This is a genomic window from Microcella putealis (genome assembly GCF_004216575.1).
In the GTDB taxonomy this organism is placed as follows: domain Bacteria; phylum Actinomycetota; class Actinomycetes; order Actinomycetales; family Microbacteriaceae; genus Microcella; species Microcella putealis.
In genome coordinates, this window is sequence record NZ_SGWW01000007.1 from 1 (window position 1) to 1,408 (window position 1,408).

General features: G+C 65.3%; 1 protein-coding gene. It reads right to left on the reverse strand.

Going from position 1 to position 1,408, the window contains the following annotated elements; translation table 11 throughout:
- Nucleotides 1-40: 40 nt before the first annotated feature.
- Nucleotides 41-1,288 (reverse strand): IS256 family transposase, encoded by a 1,248-nt coding sequence (locus EV141_RS12195; RefSeq protein WP_130486254.1) that lies wholly within the window; start codon nt 1,286-1,288, stop codon nt 41-43.
- Nucleotides 1,289-1,408: the final 120 nt, after the last annotated feature.

Below are 1,408 nucleotides of genomic sequence, written 5' to 3' on the forward strand. Positions count from 1 at the left end.
GGTCAAGTCCCGGGGAGTGGTGTAACGGCTGATCCTTCGTCTATGCGCTGAGCGCGATGAAGTTGTCGGTGGCCACCTCCTCTTCGGTGGCGGGCAGGACGCGCATGCGGGAGCGGGCCAGAACCTCTAGCCCGAGGTAGCGGCGCCCTTCGGCCCATTCGTCGGTTTGCTCTGCCAGGACGCCGCCGACGAGGCGGATGATGGCGTCACGGTTGGGGAAGATGCCCACGGAGTCGGTGCGGCGGCGGATCTCGCGGTTGAGGCGCTCGTTGGGATTGTTCGACCAGATCTGTGACCAGACGTCTTTGGGGAACTCGGTGAAGGCAAGAATGTCGGCCCTGGCGGTATCGAGGTGCTCGGCGACCGCAGGGAGCTTCTCAACGACGTAATCCAGGGCCCGGTCGAACTGGGCGTGCACGTCTGCGGCGGTGGGTTGGTCATAGACGGAGTGCAGCATCGCTTTCACCGCCGGCCACATGCTCTTAGGTGTCACACTCATCAGGTTCGCCGCGTAGTGGGTGCGGCACCGCTGCCAGCTCGCGCCGGGCAGGTTCGCCGCGATCGCGTCCTTCAAGCCTGCGTGAGCGTCGGAGGTGACCAGCTGCACGCCGGTCAGGCCCCGCGAGACAAGGTCGGCGAAGAACGCATTCCACGCCGACCCCGTCTCAGCTGTCGCTGTCTGCAGGCCGAGGACTTCGCGGCGGCCGTCGCCGTTGACCCCGGTGGCGATCAGCACGACCGTGTTCACCACTCGGCCACCCTCGCGAACCTTCATCGTGAGCGCGTCGGCGGCGACGAAGGTGAACGGGCCCGCCTCGGCTAAAGAGCGGTGCCGGAACTGGTTCACGTGCTCGTCGAGCTCGGCAGCCATCCGCGACACCTGCGACTTCGACAGGGCATGAATGCCAAGGGTCTTCACCAGCTTGTCCATCCGACGGGTGCTGACGCCGGCGAGGTAGCAGTCCGCGATCACGGTGATCAACGCCGCCTCGGACCGTTTGCGCCTCTCCAGCAGCCACTCCGGGAAATACGTGCCCTGCCGCAGTTTCGGAATCGCAACATCGATCGTGCCAGCCCGGGTGTCGAGGTCGCGGTGGCGGTAACCGTTGCGGTGCGTCACCCGGTCGGGGGACGGTTGCCCCCATTCGGCGCCGATGACGGCGTCCGCGTCAGCGGACAGCAGGGCGTTGATCATGGTTTGCAGCAGATGCCGCATCAAGTCCGGCGACGCGTCACTGAGGGCTTCACCGAGGACGGTTGCAGGGTCGACAATGTGGGGAGCGGTCATCGTGTTGATGCCTTTCGAGTTGAGGTAAGAGGCTTCTCGAAGGATCACACGGTGACCGCGTTTACGTCAGCAACGACGCCGGCGACCACCGAGCGTTACACCACTATGCGGGACTCCACT